The organism is Cellulomonas xylanilytica, assembly GCF_007989805.1.
In the GTDB taxonomy this organism is placed as follows: domain Bacteria; phylum Actinomycetota; class Actinomycetes; order Actinomycetales; family Cellulomonadaceae; genus Cellulomonas; species Cellulomonas xylanilytica.
Map to the genome: position 1 here is coordinate 460,439 of NZ_BJUB01000001.1, position 18,396 is coordinate 478,834.

The window sequence follows — 18,396 nt, forward strand, 5'->3', positions numbered from 1 at the left end:
GCAGCTGCAGTGACTCCAATTCGTGGCCTCGAGGTCGCCGCGTTTTTGCCGACATCCAGTTCCTCGCGGTGGTTCGCCCCAACGCTGGCGGCGGTGGAGGACGATGATGACCATGGACATCGGCGAGACTCACCACACGCGTTGGTTCCATCCTGGACGAGACGAGAAGGACGGTGCTCCTGGCTCCTACCGGGTCGACGAGGACGGACATGTTGAGGTGCACATCTTTGAGACGTTCGACGGCGAGGGATCGCTCGCCTTCATGCCCGACGAAAGCGTGCCTGACATCCTTCTCGGAGAGGTCTTCCGCGAGGCGGTGACTCTCATTGGGTGCCGCTCAGTTGGGGGCAAGACTGGGGTCACGAGTCAGCAGGACATCCGTATCCGCCCTCAGTACGCCATCGAAGGCAGTATCTATCTGACCTCTGAGGATGAACTACGGGTTACGTCGCTCCGGCTCAGGTTCACCGATCAGGACGCGTGGACGAACTGGAAGCCGTTCTCGGTCGAGAAGATGCGCAAGCCCGAAGGGCTCGAGAGCGCTTCGGTGACGTTCTCCCGCCCCGCCGACCTGGCAGCACTGGTAGATGGCGGCAGGCTCAGTCTGATCGATGACTCCTACGTCCACGAAGACACGATCACCCACAGGACTGAGCTGCAGGCTCAGAGCCGGTTCGAATACGTGCTCGACGAGCCAGTTCCAATCCACGATGCCATGTCGCGTTACGGCTACCCGCTCCAGGTGCTTCTGCTGACGGCAACTGGGCAGATGCCCGGCGCGATATCCGTTCGTGCGACCAACCCGGCTTGGGTTGAAGACGTTGAGGTGTCAGCGTTTCAGACCGCCTGGGTGACGCTCAGGCGCTTCCATGGCGGGCACGCCGGGCTCGCTCCGAACAGCCTCTCGTACCTTCATCGACTTGAAGACTTCGACTTTGCGGTGCAACTGCCGCGTGTGCTGGCAAGTGTGACTAAGCATCGTCTCGCGTTCGAGCGTTACGCCGAGATGCTGTCGAAGCGAGGCGGCGGCGACCAGTCACAGTTCGTGAACCTCACGCAGGTGATCGACGCGTATGACCGCTCGAACCACCCCGGCGAGAAGCGGTCCGGGGCGTTCTACGTCCCAGTCGAGCGCATGGACTTGGAGTTGGATCAGTTCATTTCAGCCCTCGTGGACGGCACCGATCGATGGGGCTTTTACGTCGGCAAGCTCAGGAACATCGTGCTTCATGGCGACCCGCGAGCAAGAGAGTTGGTGGCGGACCCACGCCCCCTCCACGCGGCGTTTGAGGCGCTCTCATTGCTATTTGAGGCGAGCGTCCTCGTCGGATTCGGGTTCACTGTGGCTCGCGCACGCGAGTTGGTTGAGGCGCGCCATCCCTTTTGGGCGCGAGCGAAGAACATCAAGGAGAACTTCCCTGCGCTCATCGACTTCGTTGGCGAGACTCCGCCCGTCCGTTGAATTTAGCTCGATGTGCTCGCGGTGCTGAATTCAGTTGACTCCTCTTAGACAGTCGCTCACTCGGGCTCCCCGCCACGGGCGACGTTTTGGCACGGTGTCAGCGAAGGGTTAGGCGCTGGTCGGATCCTGGCACGGCCAACGGAGGGAACGTGCAGAGGCAATCTCCGCGGGCATGGACGGAATCGAGACGTGGGCGGCCCGATAATTTGCCGTGCTCGCCGTCTTGAAGTTCAGGGAATCGGACCGTTCCGGACAGAACGGAAGTCGCCGACCGCCGGAGCGCTGCAATGTCAGTGGGCGGCGTTACGGTGCCGGCGTGATCGGACATTCCGAGGAAGTGGCAAGCTTCACCAACGGGGAAACGCGCCTCGTGTACGCCCGGTATCGCAACGCGCTCCCAAGTGCGCCGTTGTACTACCTCGAGGACGACACCGTCACCAACGAGGTGCGCGCGTTTGCCCGCCAGCAGCTCATCTGCGTCGTACCCGGGTGCCCTTCAGAGGGACTCACAGCCGCGCACCGTCACAACAAGCGCGACGGGTTCGTTCACCGCGGAACGAATGTCACAGCTGGCCACGCCGCCGAGTCCGTCAACCACCTACAAGGCAAAGCCGCCGTCATGGCGTGGCTTGCTCGCGTCCACCCCGAGCTCGACGCCCGCACTGAGGTGAGCCTCGCCGGGCGGGAACGCGTCGCGGACGTGCTCGTTACCTTCCGTGACGGGCAGCGGGTCGCGATCGAAGTGCAGTACGCCGCCATGAAGGTCGGCGAGTGGGAAGAACGGCACCACTCCTACGCACGCATGGGCATCGTGGACGTGTGGCTGTTTGGGCACACTGGGCATCAGATGAACGTGCGCGACGGAGCGGTGTACCCCAACGATGTGCAACGCAAGGTCATGGAGACCGGGGCGCCGCTGCTGTGGGTCAACCCGGACCTCGACATGATCGCCACCGCGACGGAGCTCGAAGCGGCCATCAGGCCACCGATGCTCGGAGTCGGCTACGCGGTGAGATTCACAGACAGCCACGGCCAGCGCCCCTTCACGGTGCCGGCGTGGCGTGGCCCAGCAGACTTGGCGATCGACTCATTCAACGCCGCCCGCCTGACGCCGCAAGGGGTCAGCTCGCCGCTCCTCCAAGCGCTCGCGCAAGCACGTATAGATCTGGACGCACTCAACGCTGCACGCGAGCGCGTCGTCGCGGAGGTGCAGGCGAGGCAAGAGGCCGACCGCCTCAAGGACGCGCAACGGCGCGCAGCTGACGCGCTACGCGCGAACTACGAGAACGCGGTGCAGAACGGCGAGCGCCAAAAGACCACGGATGCGGCCATTGCTTCCCAGCAAGGGCTGCGTGACTCTCTCACCGCACAGCAAGAAGCCATCGACGCTCGCGACGCGCGCGAGAGGGTCGCCCTGGAAGCGAGCGCGGCCACTCGGCTCTCCTTCGCGCACGACCAGATCGCCGCCGCGTTTGGTGAAGTTCCCGAGTTCCTGCGGGTGCACCTCGAACCGCACAGCCTTGCGATGTGCACGTACTGGCAGTGGGAGACGTACCGGCGGGTCATCCACCAGGCCGTTGGGGCGTCGTTCACCGTGTACGACGCATACGGGCACGCCAAGACGGTGATCGGTTCGGGCAAGCCCACCGGGAACGCTGTGCGAACCTGGCTCCAAGCGCTGACGCGAATGGGGATGCTCGCGACGAGCGATAACACCCGGTTCGCCGTCGTGCGACCCGTACCTGCCACAGTCGAGGTGCCCACGGGACGTAGTGCAGCACCGGAGGTGCAGCGCTGCACCGAGTGTCGTCAGCCGCTTGACCCGCCGTTTACGCGAGAGGGGAGTGGTCGACATTCCGGATGTGGACCAAGCCTGTTTGCTCGTGACGAGCTCGTTCCGCTACCGCGTGCCAGTGCCCCGACATCCGCACGGCTAGGAAAGGTCAAGACGTGCAAGGCGTGCGCGAACCCACTGACTGGCACTGAAACCGACGGGTTCCACGACGGGTGCCAACCATGGCGGGCCAAGGCCGCTCGCTGGGGGCAGCAATAGGTCAGCAAATCGACGGATGCCGTCAAGACGTACCAGCCGTGCGCCCGCGCACGAAGACTGCTGTGGACCCCAATGGATGGGCCTCGTCCCCTCACAAGTGGTGAGCGCGGCCGATCACGATCGCTTCGGGCGTCGGCGAGGGTGCCGATGCGGTGCCGGAATGGTCGGATCCACTGGCGATTCGTTCCGCGGCGTCGCGGTAGTGGCGAAGTGCGCGCTCGTGGAGCGCTGGTGTGACGGCGACGCTCGTCCCTCGCAGCTTCGCGGCGGCGAGCTCGGGAGAGTCGGTGATCTGTTCGCCGGTGAGGTTGGCGGCCCGGATCCGGAGGTGGCCGGAGCAAGCAAGGCGGTTGTAGGTCATCGAGTTCCAGGCGGCGATCTGGCTCATCGTGTCGACAGCCCCGTCTACTACCGCGCCCACAGCGCGTCGATCGAGCTCGCAGCTCGCCGCCCGGCCTACAGAAGCCCCGGTCAGTGGTGCCGTTTGGGCGAGGAGATGGCGCACGGCGATTGCATCGGCCCTAACCGTCGGGGCGCCCGGGCCAGGCGAGATGACATCGTGGAGGTCGCCGAGCACGCGCTGCCATGCTCGAGCGCGGACGATCTGCGGCAGCTGGGCGAGCGCGGGGTCGTCGGCGACCTGTCTCAGGTCGACGCCGTGGAAGGCGGCACAGTGGGCGTTGACCGCGAGACCGACGCCGGCGAAGTCATTCAGTGTCGCGACGGAGAAGTCCGGATGGCGCAGGGCGCCCCAGGCCGACCGGCGGAGCCGGGCGATTCGATCAGCGAGCTCGAGGAGCTCGTTGGCCGTGCGGATGGACGGATTGGCCAGCTCGATATCGTCGAGAGGGCCGGCCCCGGTCCGATCTTTCGCCTGGTGCACTGCATCGGCTGCCCATGCGCGGGATTCGTCGAAGGTTGGGATCCAGCGCCGCACACTCGACCAGTGGGTTCCGGCCTGTCCGACGCGCAAGCCGAGGGTGTCTGCTCCGCTGAGCACGGCCCCCGTCAAGTCCGCGACGCGGCCAAGTGCTCGTCGGCGGGCGGCGAAGTCCCACACGAGGGGACCGTCGGGGGAGCGCGACGTCCCGGCTACGTCGGTGTGCGTCGCGAGCAGGTCAACCGCCGCGCCGAGCGCCCTGGCTGCGTCCGCCCATGGGTGGTCGATCGGTTGCGGGATCGGGGGCAGGCGGTGGTCCTTGTCTTCGAGCGTCGGGATGGCGGTGACCATACGCAGTGCGGCGTACTCGACAGGGTCTGTGCCCTGCGGCGGGGCGCTGGTGCCGTAGATCGTCGTCGCTCGCGCGGGGTCGACCAGGTGCCAGACGTGCCGCTCGATCGCGTCCAGCAGACCGTGGAACGACGCAACAGCGAGGTGGGCATCCCGGAGGTCGTCGAATCGGTGGGCTGCAGTCTGGGAGCCGCCGGCGTGGATGTGTCGCGCTGCCTGCTCCATCAGCGCGCCATATGTGGTCACGGCCGAAGGCCGGCGATCTTCGCGTGGGCGGTTCGCAGGCGGTGCTCGACGCGAGTGAGGCATGAGAGCTCGGCGCCGTCGACGCTCTGTTCCGCGAGGAGGCAGCTGACGTCGAGTGCGCAGTCGATGAGTTTCTGAACGACGTCGCGCGCCGCCTGGTGATCTTCGCCCGGCCGGAGGGGGCCGAGATCCATCGCCGGCGCGTCGGCGGCGAGGCCTTCGTGCAGCCACTCCAGCTCGTCGCGTGCTTCGCGTAGGTCCATCGCGACGTAGGCAAGCTCGACTCCGTCGGCGAAGTACGCGACGAGGCTGAGTCGAAGCGTTGAGTGGCCGGCCGTGTAGAGCAGCGACCAGAGTCCTGACCACGTCACGGGCGTCTGCTCGAGCAGTGCTCCGGCGGGTGTAATCCATCCGACAGACATCGTTCCTCCGTGAAGTCCTCGTTCTGCGTCCGTACTCGAATGCGACTTTGGTGCCAGGTGCCCAACGTCCGTTCGATCGGTACCCGGGCTGTGGACAACCAGTCGCGTGCCTGCCTGTGTGATCGATCGACGGGATGTTGATGACGACGGATCACAGACGTAGGTGCGCCAATAGGCGCGCAACACGCGAGGTCGAGCAGCGACGAGCACGACGACGGTCGCGAGGAAGGAAGTGGGCCATGACACCTCTGGCACCAGTGGTCGATCACGCGGGCTCGGGCTCGCGTGTTACGCGGGACCGGGCGCACTACACGGCATGGGACTCACGTGCTCGACGCCGATCGCTGCTGCGTCATGGTGATGACGCTGCACCGGCTGACGGCGGGAGCCGGCTACCAGTACCTGCTGCGGCACACCGCGTCCGGGGACTGCGACCGTTCCGGTGCCACGTCGTTGACCGCCTACTACACCCAGTCTGGGAACCCGCCCGGACGGTGGCTCGGGGCGGGTCTGCAGGGCGTCGGGGGAGTAGAAGCCGTCGCTATGGAGCGCGGCGACGTGGTGCAGGAGGAACCCATGGCGCGGCTCTTCGGCAAGGGGTGCGACCCCGCGACGGGCGTTCCTCTCGGCCGCGCATACGTCACCGGGGACCCGGTGGCCAAGCGGGTTGAGGCCCAGATCAAGGCGCTCCCCGAAGAACTGGATGCCCACGCGCGGCGGGCAGCGATCGAGGCCATCACCCGCGTTGAGCTCGCGCGGGGTGCGCCGAAGGCCGTGGCTGGGTTCGACCTGACGTTCACTCCACCGAAGTCCGTCTCCACGTTGTGGGCGGTCGCCGACGACCGGACGCAGGCCACGGTTCTGGCGGCGCACCGGGCCGCGGTCGACCAGGCGCTGCAGTTCCTCGAAGACCGGGCGTTGTACACGCGGACCGGGCACGCGGGGTGTCGGCAAGAACCGACCCTGGGTGCGATCGCGGTCGCATTCGAGCACTGGGACTCTCGGGCGGGGGACCCGAACCTGCACACGCACCTAGTGGTCGCGAACAAGGTGCAGGGCCTCGACGGGGCGTGGAGGTCGTTGGACTCGCGGGCGCTGCACCACGCGACGGTCGCGATCTCGGAGGTCTACGACGCGCTAATGGCCGACGAGCTGGCGCGGCGATTGCCGGTGCGGTGGGAATGGCGGCACCGCGGGGCGCGGCGCAGCCCACGCCTTGAGGTCGACGGCGTCGCCGACGCGCTGATGGGGGAGTTCTCCACTCGCTCCACCCGCATCGACGAGGCGATGACCGACGAGGTCGCCCGGTTCGCCGCCACGCACGGAAGGACACCGAACCGGATCGAGATCACGCGGCTTCGCCAGCAGGTCACCCGAGCGACTCGGCCGAGCAAGCACGTGCGCCCCCTGGGGGAACTGCTGGCTACGTGGCGCACCCGTGCGGCCAGCCTGACTGGGCGCAGCCCGGAGCAGCTCACGGCCGCGGCCCTTCGGCGAGAGCAGCGCGTCCCAATAGGTGCCGCGGCGGTGCCGGCGGAGGTCGTCGAGCGCGTGGCGCAGGTTGTGCTCGCTGGGGTGATGGAGCGCCGATCGACGTGGACGCGGTGGAACGTGCTCGCCGAGGCAGCGCGAGTGACGCGCGGCCTCGCGATGGCCAGCGTCGCCGATCGGCTCTACCTGCTCGACTCAGTGACGACGGTGGCGCTGCGGGACGGCGTCTCGACGGCAGCACCTGCCCTGTTCGAGTCCGGCCCACCGTTCCAGCGTCCTGACGGGACGTCGGTCTTCGACCGCCCCGACGAGGAACGCTTCACCGACCGGCGCGTCCTCGACGCCGAAGCCCGCCTGCTCACAGCGGCCGCTGCCGATGACGGTCCAGCGACGTCGTTGGCGGCGCTGGTCATGGCCGCCTCGGACGCCGGCACGCGGCTCGCGTCGGACCAAATGGAAGTCGTCCGGCAGGTTGCAACCTCTGGGCACCGTCTCGACGTGCTGGTCGGCCCCGCGGGGTCGGGCAAGACCACCACCCTGCGCGGCGTACGTCGAGCGTGGGAACACACCTACGGGAGGGGCGCGGTCATCGGGCTGGCGCCCTCGTCGTCTGCGGCAGCCGAACTCGCTCGGGCGCTCGAGATCCCGTGTGAGAACACCGCGAAGTGGACCTTCGAGTCCACCGGGCAGGGCGCTCAACGGCGCACCGACCTCACCGCACGTCTGGCCGGTGCCCGCGATGGTGCCGCACGTGACGGGGACTTGAGAGCGTTGCGGACGATCGAGACGGCGCTTGCCGCGCAGGCCCGTGAGACCGTCCGATGGTCCCTACAGGCGGGCCAGCTCGTGATCGTCGACGAAGCGTCCCTCGCGGGGACGCTGACCCTCGACACCATCGTGGCGCAGGCTGGAACGGCGGGGGCGAAGGTCCTCCTGGTCGGCGACCACGGACAGCTGTCCGCGGTCGACGCCGGCGGGGCGTTCGGGTTGCTGGCCGACCGCACCCGCCCCGCGCGGCTCACATCCCTGTGGCGGTTCAGCCACCCCTGGGAAGCCGCAGCGAGCCTCGGCCTGCGTGACGGGGACCCCAGGGTGGTCGAGGAGTATGTCGAGCACGAGCGGGTGCGCGCCGGGGCTGCCGAGGCGATGCTCGAGGACGCCTACACGGCGTGGGCGGCCGACGTCGAGGACGGCGTCGACGCGATCCTGATTGCGCCCGACGCCCGGACCGTCGCCGCGCTGAACGCCCGAGCTCACCGCGACCGCGTCGCGGACGGCCTCGTGACCGGCGAGGGCGTGACCTCGGCATCCGGCGAACGGCTCGGGGTGGGGGACCGGATCGTCACCCGCCGTAACGAGCGCAGCCTTCGTCCCGCGGCTGCGGGCGCGAACTCGTACGTGCACAACGGCGACCTCTGGACCGTCACGCACACCCACCCCGACGGATCACTGACCGCCACGCGGACACGGTCCGCCACTGGGACAGGGGCGGCATCAGTGCTGCTCCCGGCTGACTACGTGGCGCAGGATGTCGAGCTCGGCTACGCCAGCACCACCCACCGCGCGCAGGGCATCACCGTCGACCGCACGCATGTACTGGCCCACCCCGGCATGGCGCGCGAGAACCTGTACGTCGCGATGACACGTGGACGCCACGCCAACCACGTCTACGTCGCACTGGATGCCGTCGACCCCGAATGCGACGACCTGCCCGACGCCCCGAGCAGCAGCGCCGGCCACGAGGTGCTCGCTGCGATCATCGGCACGCCCAGCGCCGAGCAGTCCGCCACGGCGCAGATCGCCGCCGCGCAGGACGCCGCCGGCTCGATGCACCGGCTGCAACCCATCCGACGGACGCTGCTGGCCGAGGCATCCCGCAACCGGTGGACCCAGGAGCTGGACCGAGCAGGACTTCGCGCCGAGACCATCCGCGACCTGCAGACGGCATCTGAGGCAGGAACGCTGTTCACGAGGCTCGATCGCATCGCCACCCTCACCCCCGATCCAGCCGCCATCGTTGCCGAACTGGTCAAGGCCGCGACCGCCGACGCCTCGGTCGAGGCCTTGACCAGCGAGGCGAACGGATGGCTGCGCGCACACGCGGAGAACCCCCAGGAAGTTCCTGCGTCGAGCAGCAGTGCGGGGCTCGATCACGACGGCCTCGCGATGATCGCGACCGTCGAGCACCTCATCGCCGAACGAGCTGCCGCGCTCACCGGCTCCGTGCTCGACGAGCAGCCTGCCTGGCTCGAGCGACTCGGCCCCGAACCGCGGGACCCCCGCGCACGAGCCGCCTGGCTCGCGGAGATCACCGCCACGGCCGCGCACCTGGACGAACAACGACCGCAGCTGCGCGGGCCGGCGCGAGCACCAAGTGGCCCCCCTGAGAGCGTCGTGAGCCGGGGAGTGTCGGTCCGATGACGCGCATGAGGCGCAAAGCCCCGGCAGCCCAGCAGGACTTCTTTCCTCAGCGCACCTTCCTGGCGCCGATAGGTCCGCCTACCCCGATCGTCTGGTCCGCGTTCACCGCGGCCGAGCAAGAACTGCTGCTCGAAGACCTTGACGGTTGGGTGACCTGGCTGGCCGAGCGCTACCGGCTGGACCACCGCGTGGTGCCGGGATGCTGGACTCAGCACCCAGAACTGATCGAGGAGCTATCCGCGTTGCAGCTCGCGTGGCAGGGCGCCTTCTCCATGAGCGCAGTCCCCGATGCGCCACTGAACTGGCACGAACGATTCGCCGTCGCCCGCCTACGCATCAGTGACTGGGTCTCGCGGTCCGGCTGTAGACCTGACGCCCACCGTTCCCTCTAGGCGCGACGCCGCTGGGCGAGGGGTACGCCGGCCGCGGTCCCAGGCCACGTCCAGGAACTGCTCGCTCGGGACCCATCCGGGCGAACCTCTGTTCCGAACTCCCGGCGTCAGCAACATTTCGACACGAGGCGCCTGCTCGGCCGGGCCGGAACGGAGCCTTCATGGGCTTGCATCAGGAGCCCGAGACTGTCGCCTCCGGCGCCCCCGCTCGGTCCACCAGAAATCACGTCGACCGAGGCTGCCGCGGATGAGCGCGGTGAGGCGAACCCGAATGGGCTCGGGGCTGCTGGCTGCCCTGGCGGGCATCCTTGCTGCGGCGACCACCCTCGCCGTCGCGCAGCTCGTCGCGGTCGTCCTCTCGCCGCAGGCAGCACCGCTCATCGCCGTCGGCGCGGCCTTCATCGATGCCACGCCGCCGGCGCTCAAGGACTTCGCGATCGCCACCTTCGGCACCAACGACAAGCTCGCCCTCCTGGTCAGCATGTCAGTGGTGATCGCTGTGGTCGCCGCCGTCGCCGGGGTGCTCGCGCGCCGCAGATGGGCGCTCGGCGCCGGAGTCGTCCTCGTCCTCGCGGTGGTGGGTGCGGTAGCGGCGGCCGTGCGACCGAACGCCAGCCCTTTTGCCATCGTCCCGAGCCTCGTCGGCGGAGCCGTCGGCCTGCTCACCCTGCGGTTCCTCCTCTCCCGGCTGCCCGGAGGAGGCTTGTCGACCTCACCGAGTGGTGAAGCTCCCGCACACGGCCTCGGACGGCGCTCCTTCCTCGCCGCGGCCTTGGTCACAGCGGCCGTCGCAACCGCAGCCGGCGTCGGTGCCCAGCTGCTCGGCGCCGCGACGCAGACCGTCGAGGCGGCACGCCGCGCCCTGCGCCTCCCGGCACCGTTCCGCAAGGCGAAGCCTCTGCCTGCGGGTGTGGAGTCCGCCGTCGAGGGCTCCGAGCCGTTCGTGACGCCCAACGACGGCTTCTACCGGATCGACACGGCACTGACCATCCCTCAGGTCGACGCCGACTCGTGGCGGCTGCGCGTGCACGGACTCGTCGAGGAGGAGGTCGAGATCTCCTTCCAGGACCTCCTCGAGGCCGACCTGGTCGAGTCCTGGGTGACGCTCACGTGCGTGTCCAACGTGGTCGGCGGGGACCTGGCGGGCAATGCCAAGTGGCTCGGGCTGCCGATCCGAGAGCTCTTGGCTCGGGCGCGGCCAACCACCGATGCCGACATGGTCCTGTCGACGAGCATCGACGGCTTCACCGCTTCGACCCCGCTCACGGCCCTCACCGACGATCGCGATGCTCTGCTGGCGATCGGGATGAACGACGAGCCGCTCCCCGCCGTCCACGGTTATCCCGTCCGCATGGTCGTTCCCGGGCTATACGGGTTCGTCTCCGCCACCAAGTGGGTCGTCGACCTCGAGGTGACCCGGTACGCCGACGCCCGCGCGTACTGGACAGACCGGGGCTGGTCGGAGAAGGGACCGATCAAGACGGCGTCACGCATCGAGGTCCCCGGCCCGTTCGCCCGGATCCCCGCCGGTCAGGTCGCGATCGGAGGCACCGCGTGGGCCCAGCAGCGCGGCATCACCGCCGTCGAGGTGCAGGTGGACGACGGTGACTGGGCGCTGGCGACACTCGCGACGGAAGCCTCCGTTGACACCTGGCGGCAGTGGTCCTTCGTCTGGGATGCGACCCCGGGCCTGCACCAGCTGACGGTCCGCGCGACGGACGCCACCGGAGAGGTCCAGACGGCGGAACGGGTCGACACCGTCCCTGACGGAGCAACCGGCCAGCACTCGATCTCCGTCACGGTGGACTAGCTCCTTTTCGCTGACCAGCCCACTGCGTACGTCGCTCGTTGCGTCCGAGGTGCGGCGGGTGGGTTCCGCAGTGCGCACTACGTGCTTGTTGGCGTCGGCGCGGCGAGGTCAGCGAGGACGTTGTCGACGATCGTGCGCAGCGTCGATCCCTCCGCCAGGCCCACGATGCGTGCCGCGACCCGGCCCTGCTGGTCGAGCACCACGGTCGTCGGCACGGCTTGGACCGGGACAACGGCGGCGAGCTCGGCGATCGCGGCGCCGTCGGTGTCTTCAAGGGAGGGGTAGGGCACGGAGAACTCGCGCTGGAACGCCTGGGCCGTGCCTTTGGCGTCGGTGCGGTTGATCCCGAGGACTCGCACGCCCTGGTCTTCGTAGTCGTTGGCCAATGCGACGAGGTCTGGGGCTTCCTTGCGACAGGGAGGGCATGCCGCATACCAGGTGTTCAGGACAATGACGTTCCCCAGCCAGGCCGACGTGTCAATGGCCTTACCTTCGTAATCGGTCCCGGTGAGGATGACGGCGTCGCCGCGGTCAGCAACCGGCCACGTCTGGGTCGTGCCGTCGCCCGACTGGTAACCCTGATCGATGACGTCGGCGGGTTGGCTGCCCTCCTTGGTGGTGTCTGCAGCGCATCCGCTCCCGAGTACGACGAAGAGGGCCACCACGGCGGCTGCGCGGGTGCTGGCGCGAAGTCGTCCAGGCCCGGCGCCGGTGCGAACGTGGGCGGTGATCATGCTAGTCCTATCAGGGTAGGCCCAGCCGCTCAGCGGCCGAGCGACGGTCGCGGGTCCACCGTCGACCCGTTCACGTGGAGTTCGAAGTGCGGGCGCGGGCACCGGACAAGCCGGTGTTGCCGACGAGCCCGCCCTTGGCCACGCCCTGGCCGGCCTCGACGACCAAGCGGGTCACGTGGTTGAAGCTGCTCGTTAGAGCATTTCGTCGACGGTGCCGTAGTCAAGCATGAACCGGTTGCGAAGCCGTTGCGCCACTGCGACCAGACCGCGGTCCCGTCGCGGCGCGCGGTGTTGCACCCGACCCGGGCGAGCTCGGCCCGAAGTCACGGCTCGTGGGCCACCCGGTCCGGTCAGAGGTCGCTGTGCAGATTGGTCATCTCGGTGATCTCAGCGTTCTGCGCGTCAATGATCGTGCGGGCGAGCGCCCGTGCGTCCGAGTTCTCGCCGTCCGCGATCTCCTGCTCGGACATCTCGATCGCGCCCTGGTGGTGGGCGATCATCAGCTCCAGGAAGCGCTGGTCGAATTCTGTGCCCGAGAGCGATTCGAGCTCAGCCATCGCACCTTCCTGATCCATTCCGTTCATCTCCATGCCCCCGTGGTCCATGCCCCCATGCTCCATCGCGTCCGGTGCCGACTCACCCCAGGCCTCGAGCCACTCAGTCATCTGCTCGATCTCGGGCTGCTGGGCGGCGGAGATCTGTTCGCCGAGGGCCTTGACCTCGGGGTGCGTCCCCTTGCTCACGGCGAGGTCCGCCATCTCGATGGCCCCCTGGTGGTGCACGATCATCATCTGAGCGAACTCGGTGTCAGCCTCGTTGTGCGTCGCAACCTGTGCGTCGGCCGACGTCGTCGCGTCGCCCGAGCCTGCAGATGCGTCGTCCGAGGACGGGTTGCTCGAGCAAGCAGCGAGCGAGAGGGCGAGCGTTGTAACGGCCGCGGCGGCGGCCAGGCGTCGACGTACGGGGGTGGTCATGGTGCAGCTCCTCGAAGTGTTGGTGGTCTGTCGTTGAGGTGTTCTCGTGCGAAAAGATTCGGAGCGAGTGCGCAACGTTGGCGACGAAATCCGGGCAGGGTGGATGGGCTGACTCAATGGGTCCGGCGCCGATCAGCCCGCACGCTCCGCCGTGGCGTGCCGCGCTGTGAGCGCGCGCTCGAGCTTGCGCCGCGGCAGCCGGCCGGCGGAGAAGTACGCCCCGTCCACCAGGACGAGCGGTTGCCGTGGTGGACGGTTGCGTGCCACCAGCTCTCGCCCGACGTCGGACTGCGCGTCCACCACGTCGACACTGATCGGATGGTCCTTGGCGAGCTCAGCCAGGACGGCCGCGGCCTCCTCACACAGGTCGCACGCCGATGTCTGAACGACGGTGATCCGCACGTGCGGACGTACCGCCGCAGACTTGACGCGTTGCCCTTGAATCACCGCAGCAGCCTCACCCCGACGCCTTGCACGACTGCTCGCGGTTCGATCAAGGTTTGATGAAGCCGACCTCCGGCGCGTGGGCGTCGTCGAGGATGGGGCCATGACAACCACGTCAGCGCAGGTCGAGGCCCGCAGGGCGGTTGTCGTCGATGACGAGGTAGCCCTCGCGCGGCTGGTGGCCGGATACCTGGAACGCGATGGTTTCGAGGTGTCCGTGTCCCACGACGGTGCGCGTGCCGTCGAGCTCCTCCGGGCTGTCGATCCGGACGTCGTCGTCCTGGATCTCGGCCTGCCGGGGATCGACGGGATCGAGGTGTGCCGGCAGCTGCGGACCTTCTCCGACTGCTACGTCGTGATGCTGACCGCCCGGGCCGAGGAGGTCGACACGTTGATCGGGCTCTCTGTCGGTGCCGACGACTACATCACCAAGCCTTTCAGTCCGCGTGAGCTCATGGCTCGGATCGCGGTCCTGCTTCGCCGTCCGCGTCGTGCAGCCGCGGTCGCCTCACCGCCGACCGCACCACCGCTGACGATCGGGGCGCTGACGATCGACGTTGAAGGGCGCGAGACGTACGTCGACGGTCGTCCGATAGACCTCACGCGCACCGAGTTCGACATCGTCGCTGCGCTGGCGTCGCGTCCGGGCGCGGTGCTGTCCCGACGGGCGCTGATCGACGCAGTCTGGGGTCCTGGGTGGGTCGGCGATGACCACCTCGTGGACGTTCACGTGCTGCACGTCCGGCAGAAGCTGGGCGACACCGCGCGAGAGCAGCGGTACGTCCGGACCGTGCGTGGGATCGGCTACCGGATCGGCACAGGCACGTGACGACCGGGAGGCAGCGGCCGCTCGGGCTGGCGTCTCGACTGCTCGTCGCCATCGGCATCGTGCTGGCCACTGCTGCGCTGACTGCGTGGGCGGTGATCGCCATCGTGGGCCCTGCCGTCTTTCATGAGCACCTTGCGCGGGCAGGCGTCAGCGACCATGAGCTGGCCGATCTCCACGTGGAGGAAGCCTTCCGCTCGTCGTCTACCGTCGCCTCGGCGCTTGCCTTTGTCGCAGCAGCAATCGCGTCTGCCGCGGTGAGCATCGTGCTGACACGACGAATCGGGGGCTCGCTTGCGGCGGTCTCCACGGCGGCCACCTCCCTCGGGGACGGGCACTACGACGTGCGGGTGCCGTCCCCGGGCCTCGGTGCCGAGTTCGACGGCCTGGCCGGATCGTTCAACCGGCTCGCCGACCGACTCGAGGACGCACACCGGCTGCGTGGACGGTTGCTTGCGGACCTGGCTCATGAGGTCAGAACTCCCGTCGCCACGATTGCGGGCTATCTGGAAGCCATCGAGGACGGCGTGCAGCCACTGGACAAGACGACCCTGGCAGTCCTGCGTGATCAGGGCGATCGACTCACTCGGCTCGCGCATGACCTCGCGGCTTTGACCCACGCCGAGGCCGGTGACGTCATGCTCGATGCAGCCCCCGTCCCTCCCGGTGAGCTCGTGGACGCCGCGCTGCACGCAGCGCGCGAGCGTGCCGCCGCGCGGAGCATCGATCTCACCGGTTCGGCAGAGCCGGGCCTCCCGGACGTCCTCGCCGACCGTCACCGAATCGCGCAGGTTCTGGACAACCTTCTGACCAATGGCCTGCGCCACACGCCGAACGGCGGCGCCCTCACTGTTCGGGCGGTCGGAGGCGACGCCGGGCACGTCAACCTGACGGTCACGGACACGGGGGAGGGGATCGGCGCCGAGCACCTCCCGCACGTCTTTGAACGGTTCTACCGTGCGGGCACCGCACGCGACCGTGCGAGCGGAGGATCAGGCATCGGCCTGGCGATCAGCAAGGCCCTCGTCGAGGCGCACGGTGGAACGATCCGCGCCTCAAGTGGGGGACCCGGCCAGGGCGCCACGTTCACCGTGACGTTGCCGACCGCCTGAGCCTGTCGCGACGTGAGTGGCGACGCAGAGGCGACGCCACCGCCGCCCGATCGACTGCAGGCATCCTCGGGACCGCCAATCATGGTCTCAATCGAATCTTCATCGTCCAGAGGACTAAACGACATCAGTCGCCGGTTAACGTCGACATACCCCATGGGGGTATCCCGTCTCCGCCTCTGCACGGTGCTCATGAGCGTCGAGGCGCGACGGAACTGGAGACCGAAGGGATCTGGAAATGTCCAACCAGACGACGGTTCTCGAAGTAGGAGGACTCCACTGGGCGACGTCCGCACCAGTGGTCGAGCGGACGCTGGCCCGGCGGCCCGGGGTGGTAAGCGTGGAGGCCAACGCGGCGGCCCAGACCGCCACCGTGACCTTCGACGAGGCGCAGACATCTGTCGCTCAGCTCGCCGGCTGGATCCGCGATTGCGGCTACCACTGCCGGGGAGAGTCCGTTCCCGATCACGTGTGCGAACCGATGGGCGCTGCGGCCCACCCCGATGGCGCACCGGTCGACAGCACGCCGCTAGCGCACGCCGGTCACGGCGGTACTGCCGTGGCACACGATCACCACGCCGACCACGTCACCGCCCCGGGCGCTGCGCCGTCACCCCACGACGCGATGGGGCACGGCGGCCACCACGGCAGCGGCTCCATCGCTGACATGGCGCGAGACATGCGCAACCGGTTCCTCGTCGCGCTCGTGCTCTCGGTACCCATCACGCTGTGGTCACCGATCGGTCGGGAGATCATCGGCTTCGATGCCCCGGCACCATTCGGCCTGCGCGACGACGTCTTCGCCCTGATCCTGTCGCTGCCCGTCATCTTCTATTCGGCCTGGATCTTCTTCGACGGCGCCTACCGTGCCCTGCGAGCCAGGACGCTCGACATGATGGTCCTGGTCGCCGTCGGTGTTGGCACTGGGTGGCTGTACAGCCTGGGCGTGACGCTCACCGGAGGCGGCGAGGTCTTCTACGAAGCGGCGAGCGTGCTGGCCACGTTCGTCCTGCTCGGACACTGGGTCGAGATGCGCGCCCGAGGTGGAGCCAACGACGCTGTGCGCACTCTGCTCGAGCTCGCTCCGGCGACCGCTGTCGTGCTCCGCGACGGAGCCGAGGTCGAGGTTCCGACCGCGGACGTGCATGTCGGCGAGCTCCTCCTCGTTCGCCCCGGCGCCAAGATCCCGGTCGATGCGGTGGTGGAGTCGGGCGAGTCCGAGGTCGACGAGTCCATGGTCACCGGGGAGAGCCTTCCTGTGGCCAAAGCTCACGGTGACGAGCTCATCGGCGCTTCGATCAACACCACCGGTGTCCTGCGGGCCCGTGCAACCAAGGTCGGCGCCGACACCGCGCTGGCGCAGGTCGTCTCCATGGTTCAACAGGCTCAGAACTCCAAGGCGCCCGGCCAGCGCCTGGCGGACCGCGCCGCTTCGTGGCTCGTTCTCGTCGCGCTCGCCGGCGGTGCGATTACTTTTGCCGCCTGGATCGTGGCCGGAGCAACCGTGCCAACGGCGATGCTCTTTGCGATCACGGTGGTCGTGATCACCTGCCCCGATGCCTTGGGACTGGCCACGCCGACCGCGATCATGGTGGGCACCGGCCTCGGCGCGAAGCGAGGAATCCTGTTCAAGAGCGCCTCCGCGCTCGAGGGCGCGGCCAGCATCGACACGGTGGTGCTCGACAAGACCGGCACGCTCACGACCGGCCAGCCCCAGGTGACTGATGTGGTGGTCGCCGGCATCGACCGGGCGGACCTGATGACTGCTGTCCGAGCAATCGAACGGGAGTCCGAGCACCCACTCGCCAAGGCCATATCGGCGTACGCGGCAGAGCAGGGCGCCGAGGAGGCATCCGCGTCAGAGTTCCGCAACGTGCCCGGGCACGGTGCCACCGCGGTGGTCGGCGGCAAGCGCGTCCTGGTCGGCAACAGCCGCCTCATGGCCGCCGAAGGGGTATCGCTCGGGACGCTCGACGCCGCGCGCGCCCAGCTGGCGGCCTCCGGGCGCACCGCCGTGCTGGTCGCCGTGGACGGGCAAGCGGTCGCCGTCTTTGCCCTGGCCGACGAGCCGCGGCCGACCGCGGCCGCCGCGATCGCAGCCCTGCACGACTCAGGCGCCCACGTCGTCATGCTGACGGGCGACAACCAGGACACCGCTCGGCGAATCGCCGACGAGCTCGGCATCGACGCGGTGATCGCGGAGGTGCTGCCCGGGGACAAGGCCGCCAAGGTGTCCGAGCTGCAGAGTGCGGGCCGCCGCGTCGCCATGGTGGGTGATGGCGTCAACGACGCTCCTGCACTCGCCACGGCCGACCTCGGCATCGCGATCGGTGCCGGCACGGACGTCGCCATCGAGACGGCCGACGTCGTGCTCATGCGGTCCGATCCGCTCGACGTCCCCGTCGCCCTGCGTCTGGGCCGGGGGACTGTGCGCAAGATGCGCCAGAACCTCGGTTGGGCGATCGGCTACAACGCGATCGCGCTCCCGATCGCCGCTGGTGTCTTCTACCCGTCACTCGGACTATCGCTGAGTCCGGAGATCGCGGCACTGGCCATGTCAGGCTCCTCGGTGATCGTCGCCGTCAACGCCCTGCTACTGAAGCGCCTGCACCTACCGACGCCGGCAGAGGACGCGCCGGTCGTGCCCGCATCACAGCCAGCGCCAACGCCGACGGCACACACAGCGCACAACCGTTGACCCCTGTCCTCACGAGAGCTGAGCAGTCGTGCGGCGACCCCGCCGCAACCCGCGTTGACCATCTGGTCGGCGTACCGAGCAAC

Annotated in this window: 13 protein-coding genes; 8 read left to right on the forward strand and 5 right to left on the reverse strand. The window is 68.5% G+C overall.

Features of this window, described 5'->3' with window-relative positions; all coding sequences use genetic code 11:
• Positions 1-112: 112 nt before the first annotated feature.
• Together CXY01_RS01955 and CXY01_RS01960 are read left to right on the forward strand one after the other, a co-directional pair.
• Positions 113-1,462, forward strand: a complete 1,350-nt coding sequence (locus CXY01_RS01955; RefSeq protein WP_146925362.1) for an ApeA N-terminal domain 1-containing protein — start codon at positions 113-115, stop codon at positions 1,460-1,462.
• A gap of 316 nt (positions 1,463-1,778) precedes the next feature.
• A complete protein-coding gene (locus CXY01_RS01960; RefSeq protein WP_186813263.1) occupies positions 1,779-3,515 on the forward strand; it encodes a competence protein CoiA family protein in 1,737 nt (578 codons plus the stop codon).
• Between the two features lie 91 nt (positions 3,516-3,606).
• On the opposite strand, the gene CXY01_RS01965 is transcribed toward CXY01_RS01960, so the two are convergent.
• Together CXY01_RS01965 and CXY01_RS01970 are read right to left on the reverse strand one after the other, a co-directional pair.
• On the reverse strand, positions 3,607-4,971 hold the full coding sequence (locus CXY01_RS01965; RefSeq protein WP_146925364.1) for a hypothetical protein: 1,365 nt from the start codon (positions 4,969-4,971) through the stop codon (positions 3,607-3,609).
• A 17-nt stretch (positions 4,972-4,988) separates the two neighbouring features.
• The gene (locus tag CXY01_RS01970; protein ID WP_146925365.1) at positions 4,989-5,414 is read right to left on the reverse strand and encodes a hypothetical protein; all 426 of its coding nucleotides are present in this window, start codon (positions 5,412-5,414) and stop codon (positions 4,989-4,991) included.
• 327 nt (positions 5,415-5,741) lie between these two features.
• Here CXY01_RS01970 and mobF point away from each other — a divergent pair, with 327 nt between their 5' ends.
• The 3 genes from mobF to CXY01_RS01985 all read left to right on the forward strand — a co-directional run bounded on the left by mobF (position 5,742) and on the right by CXY01_RS01985 (position 11,528).
• Complete coding sequence (gene mobF / locus CXY01_RS01975; protein WP_146925366.1) at positions 5,742-9,326, forward strand: MobF family relaxase; 3,585 nt, start codon at positions 5,742-5,744, stop codon at positions 9,324-9,326.
• A gap of 5 nt (positions 9,327-9,331) precedes the next feature.
• Complete coding sequence (locus CXY01_RS01980) at positions 9,332-9,718, forward strand: hypothetical protein (protein WP_222594466.1); 387 nt, start codon at positions 9,332-9,334, stop codon at positions 9,716-9,718.
• A 247-nt stretch (positions 9,719-9,965) separates the two neighbouring features.
• On the forward strand, positions 9,966-11,528 hold the full coding sequence (locus tag CXY01_RS01985) for a molybdopterin-dependent oxidoreductase (RefSeq protein WP_146925367.1): 1,563 nt from the start codon (positions 9,966-9,968) through the stop codon (positions 11,526-11,528).
• A gap of 77 nt (positions 11,529-11,605) precedes the next feature.
• Here CXY01_RS01985 and CXY01_RS01990 read toward each other — a convergent pair whose 3' ends face one another.
• The 3 genes from CXY01_RS01990 to CXY01_RS02000 all read right to left on the reverse strand — a co-directional run bounded on the left by CXY01_RS01990 (position 11,606) and on the right by CXY01_RS02000 (position 13,638).
• Positions 11,606-12,262 (reverse strand): TlpA family protein disulfide reductase, encoded by a 657-nt coding sequence (locus tag CXY01_RS01990; RefSeq protein ID WP_146925368.1) that lies wholly within the window; start codon positions 12,260-12,262, stop codon positions 11,606-11,608.
• Between the two features lie 350 nt (positions 12,263-12,612).
• Complete coding sequence (locus tag CXY01_RS01995) at positions 12,613-13,236, reverse strand: DUF305 domain-containing protein (RefSeq protein WP_146925369.1); 624 nt, start codon at positions 13,234-13,236, stop codon at positions 12,613-12,615.
• 132 nt (positions 13,237-13,368) lie between these two features.
• A complete protein-coding gene (locus tag CXY01_RS02000) occupies positions 13,369-13,638 on the reverse strand; it encodes a glutaredoxin family protein (RefSeq protein ID WP_146925370.1) in 270 nt (89 codons plus the stop codon).
• 145 nt (positions 13,639-13,783) lie between these two features.
• Between CXY01_RS02000 and CXY01_RS02005 the strand changes: the two genes are divergently transcribed.
• The 3 genes from CXY01_RS02005 (at position 13,784) to CXY01_RS02015 (ending at position 18,313) form a co-directional block, all read left to right on the forward strand.
• Complete coding sequence (locus CXY01_RS02005; protein WP_146925554.1) at positions 13,784-14,509, forward strand: response regulator; 726 nt, start codon at positions 13,784-13,786, stop codon at positions 14,507-14,509.
• Positions 14,506-15,618, forward strand: a complete 1,113-nt coding sequence (locus CXY01_RS02010) for a HAMP domain-containing sensor histidine kinase (RefSeq protein ID WP_146925371.1) — start codon at positions 14,506-14,508, stop codon at positions 15,616-15,618. Before CXY01_RS02005 ends, CXY01_RS02010 begins: the two co-directional genes overlap by 4 nt.
• A 235-nt stretch (positions 15,619-15,853) precedes the next feature.
• Positions 15,854-18,313 (forward strand): heavy metal translocating P-type ATPase, encoded by a 2,460-nt coding sequence (locus CXY01_RS02015; protein ID WP_146925372.1) that lies wholly within the window; start codon positions 15,854-15,856, stop codon positions 18,311-18,313.
• Positions 18,314-18,396 lie beyond the last annotated feature (83 nt).

Excerpts from the sequence above, each read along its gene's own strand:
- CXY01_RS01965 (WP_146925364.1), bottom strand. The coding sequence starts at position 4,971 with ATGGAGCAGGCAGCGCGACACATCCACGCCGGCGGCTCCCAGACTGCA.
- CXY01_RS02005 (WP_146925554.1), top strand. The coding sequence starts at position 13,784 with ATGACAACCACGTCAGCGCAGGTCGAGGCCCGCAGGGCGGTTGTCGTC.
- CXY01_RS01995 (WP_146925369.1), bottom strand. The coding sequence starts at position 13,236 with ATGACCACCCCCGTACGTCGACGCCTGGCCGCCGCCGCGGCCGTTACA.
- CXY01_RS01955 (WP_146925362.1), top strand. The coding sequence starts at position 113 with ATGGACATCGGCGAGACTCACCACACGCGTTGGTTCCATCCTGGACGA.
- CXY01_RS02015 (WP_146925372.1), top strand. The coding sequence starts at position 15,854 with ATGTCCAACCAGACGACGGTTCTCGAAGTAGGAGGACTCCACTGGGCG.
- CXY01_RS01990 (WP_146925368.1), bottom strand. The coding sequence starts at position 12,262 with ATGATCACCGCCCACGTTCGCACCGGCGCCGGGCCTGGACGACTTCGC.
- CXY01_RS01980 (WP_222594466.1), top strand. The coding sequence starts at position 9,332 with ATGAGGCGCAAAGCCCCGGCAGCCCAGCAGGACTTCTTTCCTCAGCGC.
- CXY01_RS01970 (WP_146925365.1), bottom strand. The coding sequence starts at position 5,414 with ATGTCTGTCGGATGGATTACACCCGCCGGAGCACTGCTCGAGCAGACG.
- CXY01_RS01985 (WP_146925367.1), top strand. The coding sequence starts at position 9,966 with ATGAGCGCGGTGAGGCGAACCCGAATGGGCTCGGGGCTGCTGGCTGCC.